Source organism: Moraxella sp. 179-F 1C4 NHS, assembly GCF_045370505.1.
Classification (GTDB): domain Bacteria; phylum Pseudomonadota; class Gammaproteobacteria; order Pseudomonadales; family Moraxellaceae; genus Faucicola; species Faucicola tetraodonis.
Genome location: NZ_JBIQEC010000044.1, coordinates 1 through 7,133, shown reverse-complemented (window position 1 = coordinate 7,133; position 7,133 = coordinate 1). Strand labels below are relative to the sequence as shown.

The window sequence follows — 7,133 nt, the reverse complement described above, 5'->3', positions numbered from 1 at the left end:
AAACCCAGTAACAAACTTCACCGACTGGGCATGGTCACGATGAGTGAGCGGAATATTGACGCTATTGGCGACTGCTAATGCTGTGGTAATGCCTGCAATCGACTCACATGCAATGCCGGCGCTCACTACGGTCTGCATTTCTTCACCACCACGACCAAAGATAAACGGATCGCCTGATTTTAGCCGAATGACGATTTTACCTTGCTTAGCAAGCGTTACTAACAAGCCATTAATATCTTGTTGTGGCATACTGTGCTTTGCACATTTTTTTCCAACGTAAATTTTCTCTGCTGTTGGGTTAATCGCCAAAATCTCATCACTAACCAAATTGTCGTAACAAATAACATCTGCTTTTAAGATAGCTTTATATGCTTTAATTGTGAGTAATTCTGGGTCACCTGTACCTGCACCAACAAGATACACTTTCCCTATTTTAGCTCGAAATTTATCATCCTTTGCACCATGTCTATAAAACGTGTATCCGATATCATCAAAAGCACTGACATCTTGGTAAACTGGACTATTAATTGATGGCATAGGCATTCTCGCTGCAATTTATATATTTGAAAATGAATCAATTTTTAATAATTAATCCATAAATATGGGATTGCAAATACCATGCCTTTTACTATTATATCCTATTGAAAAATGCTATATTTAATTATCGGAATACGTAAGTGTAAATACCCCAAACTTAAAACAACATCAAAGTAGAAACATTAAGCCACCTGTTTATACTCAGCAGGTGTCATATCATTCAATGAATCACGCGGTCGTTCATGGTTATAAACCTCGATCCATTCATCCGTTAATTGTCTAACCTCATTTAAATTATTGAACAAATAACAATCTAACACCTCATTTCGATAGCTACGATTGAATCGTTCAATATACGCATTTTGGTACGGACATCCAGGTTTAATATAATCGACCAAAATACCATGAGCCGCCGCCCAATCAGTGAAAATAGTTGAGGTAAACTCACTGCCATTATCAACCCGAATCTTGTTAGGATAGCCATGGCACTGGGCTAACTGATCTAAATAGCGAATCACTCGTAGTGATGGGATGCTCGTACCAATATCAATGCCTAATAGTTCACGGTTATAGTCATCAATTACGTTAAAGGTGCGAAAGCGGATATTGTTATGCAGCTTGTCACTCATGAAATCCATTGACCAAGTATGCCCCAAGCTATTTGGCACTGTCAGTGGCTCGGGAGCACGTGTAGGCAGTCGTCGTTTGGCTTTGCGACCAAGATTAAGTTTCATCGCTGTATAGACCCGATATACGCGCTTATGGTTCCAGACATACCCAAGTTTACGTAGCCGCTTATAGCACTTTGGAAATCTCCAGCGGGTATGCTTGTCAGTGAGCTCGGTAAGCTTATCAACGATAGCATCGTCATCGTTAAGTTTAGGCTCATAGTAGTAAGCAGTTCGGCTGATACAGACAATCTGACAGCTCTGATATCATGCTGTGCCTGTAGTTGTTGGGCTAATGCTTTACGCTCGACTACAGACACTATAGCTTTTTTATGATTTCTGCCTGTAGCTGGGATTTTAGACTTAAGTCAGCATACATTTGCTTGAGCCTGCGGTTTTCTTCTTCAAGCTCTTTTAGTCGTCTGACATCGGATGCTTCCATGCCACCGTATTTGGCTTTAACTACGCTAGCGCTTCGCCTTGCGTCACTAAAACAGTCCCCCGGACTGTTTCTTAACGTGACTCATTATAAAAGGTTGAACTTGCAATGCCATGCTGACGACATAGTTCTTTGACGGGTACACCCGCATCGGCTTCTTTTAATATCGCTACGATCTGGCTTTCTGTCATTCGTTTGCTCATGCTAAAACTCCTTATCTTTAGTTTATAAGAAACTCTACGTTTGAGCTGTTTTATTTTAGGGGAGAGTTACAAGAATGTAAGATACTTTGATCCAAAATATGATTTTTTAGAAAATGGAATATGGCAAGGGGTAAGCAATGAGGCTTGATTCAAATTTGTCGACAATAAATTCGATATATTTTTATCTTAAGCGGGTTCAGTACTTAATTCGTATAAAATAGCATACTAAGGAATTTAGACGAGTTTCTTAAGGTAGTTTAGATTTGTCTAAAAAACGCTGGTTTTTTAGACAATTAAAGGATACTTAAAAATACTCGACAAAAGTCGTTAAATCCCTATTTCTTCGTTTTCTGTGCTGACCCCAGGTTAAAGACAAAGAGCCGATGCTTGTCTAAGATTGAACCCTAAGTAATTCACATCAACACCCTTATTGCGATTTTAGCTGAATTATGCATTAGTTTTCGCTACACTGATACAAATTTTATTTTGAGATCAGACGCATGAATGCTTTTGACATTGCTGCTATTTTCTTGACCTTGACTGCCTTACTTGCTTATATCAATCATCGCTTTATCGGTCTACCGACTACCATCGGTGTGATGGTCATCTCACTGCTGCTGTCACTTATTGCGATTGTTCTCAATGCCTTAGGGTTTGATACACTGATTGATTATGAAAAAATGCTGGTCGGTCAGCTTGATTTCACTGAAATACTCATGGATGGGATGCTCTCCATGTTGTTATTTGCTGGTGCATTGCATATCAACTTGCAAGATTTACGACGCTATAAGCTGCCTATAGCCTTGCTTGCTGTGGTAGGTACGGTGGTATCAACCTTTATTGTCGCAGGACTGACGTATGTCGCCTTACAATGGCTAGGGTTTAACCTTGGTTTTATCTGGTGTTTATTGTTTGGGGCGCTCATTTCACCAACCGACCCGATTGCTGTTATGGGGATTTTAGCCAATGCTAATGCCCCTAAAAGCCTTAACACCGTAATTTCGGGCGAGTCATTATTTAATGATGGGGTTGGGGTGGTGATTTTTATGTTGCTACTTGGCGTACTGACAAGCGGCGAGATACCAACAGCAGGGCATATTGGGCATTTATTGTTAATTGAAGCAGGCGGCGGTATTTCATTTGGCTTGTTACTAGGTGCCGTGCTGTATTATTTGTTAAAAAGCATTGATTCGTATCAAGAAGAGGTGTTATTAACCTTGGCTGGGGTATTAGGCGGTTATGCGTTGGCCAGCCACTGGCATTTATCAGCACCACTTGCGATGGTTGTCGTGGGTTTAATGGTCGGCAATCAAGGGCGAAGCTATGCCATGAGCGATAATACTCGTCACTATGTGGATTTGTTTTGGGAACTCGTTGATGAGATTTTAAACGCCATTTTGTTTGTATTGATTGGTCTTGAAATTGTGATGGTGAGTTTGAATAGCAATTTGCTAATAGCGGCGATATTAGCGGTAGCGATTGGTTTACTCGCTCGTTTGATGGTTGTTGGCGGTGTAACGTTTAATCTACAAAAATATTTAGGTTTGCCCAAAGGTGCTTGGAAAGTATTGACTTGGGGTGGACTGCGAGGCGGTATTTCAGTGGCATTAGTATTACAATTACCTGCCGGTGCCGAGCGAGATTTGTTATTAACGTTGACTTATGCGATTGTGGTATTTTCCATTTTAATTCAAGGTCTAACGATTGGCCGAGTGGCAAAAAGTGTGACAGCCAGTCAGCTAAAGGTGCTTTAAAGGTATCGATATGTTTGAATTAATCCTATTTTTTATTGATTATTTGCCTGCCTATGTCAGTATGGTGAGCCAAGCGGATATGCTGGGCGACAAGGTGAATGAATACCAAACCATTATGACATCAGCGAATCATCTATTGCAGCAGATGATAAGCCGCATTCCATATTTGATAGTTGCTTCACTTGTGTTTGTAATATTTTGGGTGTTGTCGATTTTTTTTAAAAAAGCGGTCACTAGAATACTAGGGAGTCGTAAACACCATCAAAATTTAGTCACGGTTTTTAGACGAGTGGGCAGCGCACTAATTTTATTTTTGGGCTTTATGGTTGCCATGATTATCGCGGTACCGAGCTTTACACCGGGCAAGCTTATCGGAGCATTGGGGATCGGGTCGGTTGCGATTGGTTTTGCTTTTAAAGACATCTTCCAAAATCTATTATCAGGCATATTGTTATTATTATCAGAGCCATTTCGTATTGGCGACCAAATTATTTCGGGCAATTTTGAAGGTACGGTAGAAGATATTCAAATCCGTGCGACGACGATTCGTACCTACGACGGCAGAAAAGTTGTAATTCCTAATTCTCAACTTTATACCAGTACCATGACCGTCAATACTGCCTATTCACAACGCCGTCTAGAATTCGATGTAGGCATCGGGTATGAAAACAATATCGTTGACGCCCAACGAGTGATTTTAAGTGTGTTAAAGGCAGCGCCAACGGTATCGAAACTGGCAGAACCGTCTGTAATTGCTACAGCGTTAGCAGATAGCAGCGTGGTTTTAAGGGTACGCTGGTTCATTGATGATGGTACACAAACCAATCGAGTAGCTTCTATCAATGAAGTTATTATTTTGGTTAAGGAGGCATTGGAAGAAGCGAATATATCCATTCCTTTTCCGGTTACTACATTGGATACCAACCATCCATTATTGGTAAAAATAGAAAATAGTTCAGATATAAAAAACTAACCTTATCCTTTAATCAAGTAAAATTATTATGATAGATTTAAGCACATTAACGTTTACCAAAATAAAAGATAATCCTAAACTAGTTGATCAATCTTTTAGCTTGTATAAAATCTCAGTTGTCCCCGACAAGGCATCAGTAGAAGTGACCGACGCCCTTGCACTGACGCAAGAGGATATTGAAAATTTAACCGATCAAGGATTTGATGAGAAAACTATCGAAGCTGTTGCCCAAGCAGTGAATGAGCAGCTTAGTAGTAATGCCAATGAAGAGGAAGATAGCGATAAAACTGACAGGAAATCGACCACAGAACCTCATTTAAATGCTAAGCATCAAACTCATAATATTGACGCCTCAAATGAACCAAATAAAACGTTAACCTTTGAGACGATCGACAAGAATATTCATCAAACTGTACAAAAGCAGTTAGAAGAACAGCAAGAAGCTCAGTACGAAGCCTTTAAACAGTATCTTGCTAAAAAAAATAGCGAACAAACCATTGATTATCGTCAAGTACGTATCAATATCGAATCGGGGGCATTACCCACACGGGCATTTTATTTGTTAAACGGACTGGCGGCAATCATTGCTGGATTTGGCTTATTAGCAAATTCCCCAGCGGTTGTGATTGGTGCAATGCTAGTGGCGATGCTGATTGGACCTATCAGCGGTATTGCGCTAGCCATTATCGATGCGCGTTTTGCCTTACTCAAAAAATCCTTACTGACGTTATTTTCAGGCGGTGTGCTGATATATGTGATTGGTATGATATTGGGCTTGCTTTACCCAGAACAGTCACAAAGCCAAGAAATCATCGCCCGTACCGCACCGAACACCATGGATGTGATGGTGGCTCTTGCAGGTGGTACAGCCGGTGCGTATGCCATGATTTCTCGCAATCTATCGGTGGCAGTAGTAGGAGTGGCAGTGGCAACCGCTTTGGTGCCACCGCTGACCGCTAGCGGCATATTGTTAGCAAATGGTAAATACGATTTGGCATTAGGGGCATTGATTTTGACGCTAACCAATATCTTAGCGATTCAGTTTACCAATGCACTTGTACTGTGGGTAGCAGGGTTTCGAAGGCTGGATACGGATGCTGCAGAAGATGAGAAAGTTAAGGATTCTAAATGGCAGCAAAGCTTGCTATTTATTCGTCGTAACGCCATATCCTTGATGCTGTTGATTGGGATCAGTATCTATTTAACCTTGAATTTTCAGCAGAAACTTAAACAGCAAAGTTATGAAGTCGCGGTCAATGAGATCGTTAAACAGTCTATTGCGAATCAGCCAAATTATGTGGTGAGTATTAGCTATGATGTGGCAGATAAAACCGCAAAACCATCGACCAGTGATATAACTAAACCCTATCTTATTCGGGTGTTATTGCAAGGTTTAACGCCACCGAAATATAGCGATATCCATTTAATGGAACAAAAGGTCATTGCTTTGACTAAGAAGCGTTTTCCAAGTCGCCCACCTGCCAAACTTCAAGTCCGTTTTGTGCCTGAACAAGTGATTGAGACAACACCAATTACCAAAGATGATGTCAAGCTTGATGAGGCATCACTTAGTCAGATTAAAGAGAGTAAAAAGTAAGACTCATTATGTTATTTATTGCCAAAAGGGTAAGCAATAGTGTTTATAGTGTGAGTCATCAATAATATCTCTTGTTATTGTTGAAAAGGGAACCCGTTAAGGAATTCAGCAGTTTTGTCGTATTTGGCGTTCAATAATAACCGCTATTATTTACTTTAATAAAAACATATCAATAATATTAATATAATTTTCTTTAAATAATTTTTAAAAAACTTAATTAAAATACTTTAGCCTGATATCAAATAACATAAGTTGTCGTAATTTTTTTAAATCTGCTTTTTTATTAAATTTTATCTTAGTATACTCAAACAAAAGATAATAGGATAAACATAGGTCGAAAAATGTGGTCAGATACTGATTCTAAAAAGGATTTTTTAAATTATTCGGAAGCTTCCGAGATAGTAGTTAATGTGTTAAAAACCCCCTCGATGTTACCTATTTCAATAGGCGTGTTTGGCTCATGGGGAACAGGTAAGTCAACCATATTGAATTTAATTGAAGATACAATCCAGGCAGAAACTAATAATGATTTTATTATTATCAAATTTGATGCCTGGTTATACCAAGGTTTTGATGATGCTCGTGCTTCCTTACTTGAAGTAATAACACTAGAAATCGCAAAATTAGTTCAAGATAATGAAAGTCTTTTTAAGAAAACAAAAAAAATTAGTAAGAGAATTAATAAGTTAAGGTTATTTGGATTATTCACCGAAGGGGCTGCATTAGCCGCAGGTGTTCCTATGTTTGGTATGGCTTCCAAAGCAATTGAAGCCGTTGGCAATGGGTTCAACGGGCAAGCAAACGAAGAAGATGCTGAGGCAGTAAATAAATTTATCGAGAGTGGACAAGAAGGAACTAAAGATTTTCTTAATGAAGAAGCTCTATCTAAGGTACTCCCCAATGTCTAGACCAAATAATCATAAAATTAAGATAGAATTGGGTTGATAAAGCACAGTATTATC

Annotated in this window: 3 protein-coding genes and 3 pseudogenes; 4 read left to right on the top strand and 2 right to left on the bottom strand. The window is 39.4% G+C overall.

Translation table 11 applies throughout. The features are described from left to right. A partial coding sequence (gene cobA, locus ACH0AB_RS11475) for a uroporphyrinogen-III C-methyltransferase (protein ID WP_406878229.1) occupies nt 1–537 on the bottom strand: 537 nt, incomplete at its 3' end. A gap of 182 nt (nt 538–719) precedes the next feature. Next, nucleotides 720–1,847, bottom strand: a pseudogene (locus ACH0AB_RS11470) (IS3 family transposase). 500 nt (nt 1,848–2,347) lie between these two features. Here ACH0AB_RS11470 and ACH0AB_RS11465 point away from each other — a divergent pair. The 4 genes and pseudogenes from ACH0AB_RS11465 to ACH0AB_RS11450 all read left to right on the top strand — a co-directional run. Next, on the top strand, nt 2,348–3,601 hold the full coding sequence (locus ACH0AB_RS11465; RefSeq protein WP_065263969.1) for a cation:proton antiporter: 1,254 nt from the start codon (nt 2,348–2,350) through the stop codon (nt 3,599–3,601). Between the two features lie 10 nt (nt 3,602–3,611). Then, nucleotides 3,612–4,574 carry a mechanosensitive ion channel family protein gene (locus ACH0AB_RS11460; RefSeq protein ID WP_406878228.1) on the top strand — a complete coding sequence of 321 codons (963 nt, stop codon included), beginning with the start codon at nt 3,612–3,614 and terminating at the stop codon, nt 4,572–4,574. Between the two features lie 148 nt (nt 4,575–4,722). Continuing rightward, nucleotides 4,723–6,171: pseudogene (locus ACH0AB_RS11455) on the top strand (DUF389 domain-containing protein); the annotation flags it as partial. A gap of 341 nt (nt 6,172–6,512) precedes the next feature. Further along, nucleotides 6,513–7,058, top strand: a pseudogene (locus tag ACH0AB_RS11450) (KAP family P-loop NTPase fold protein); the annotation flags it as partial. Nucleotides 7,059–7,133: the final 75 nt, after the last annotated feature.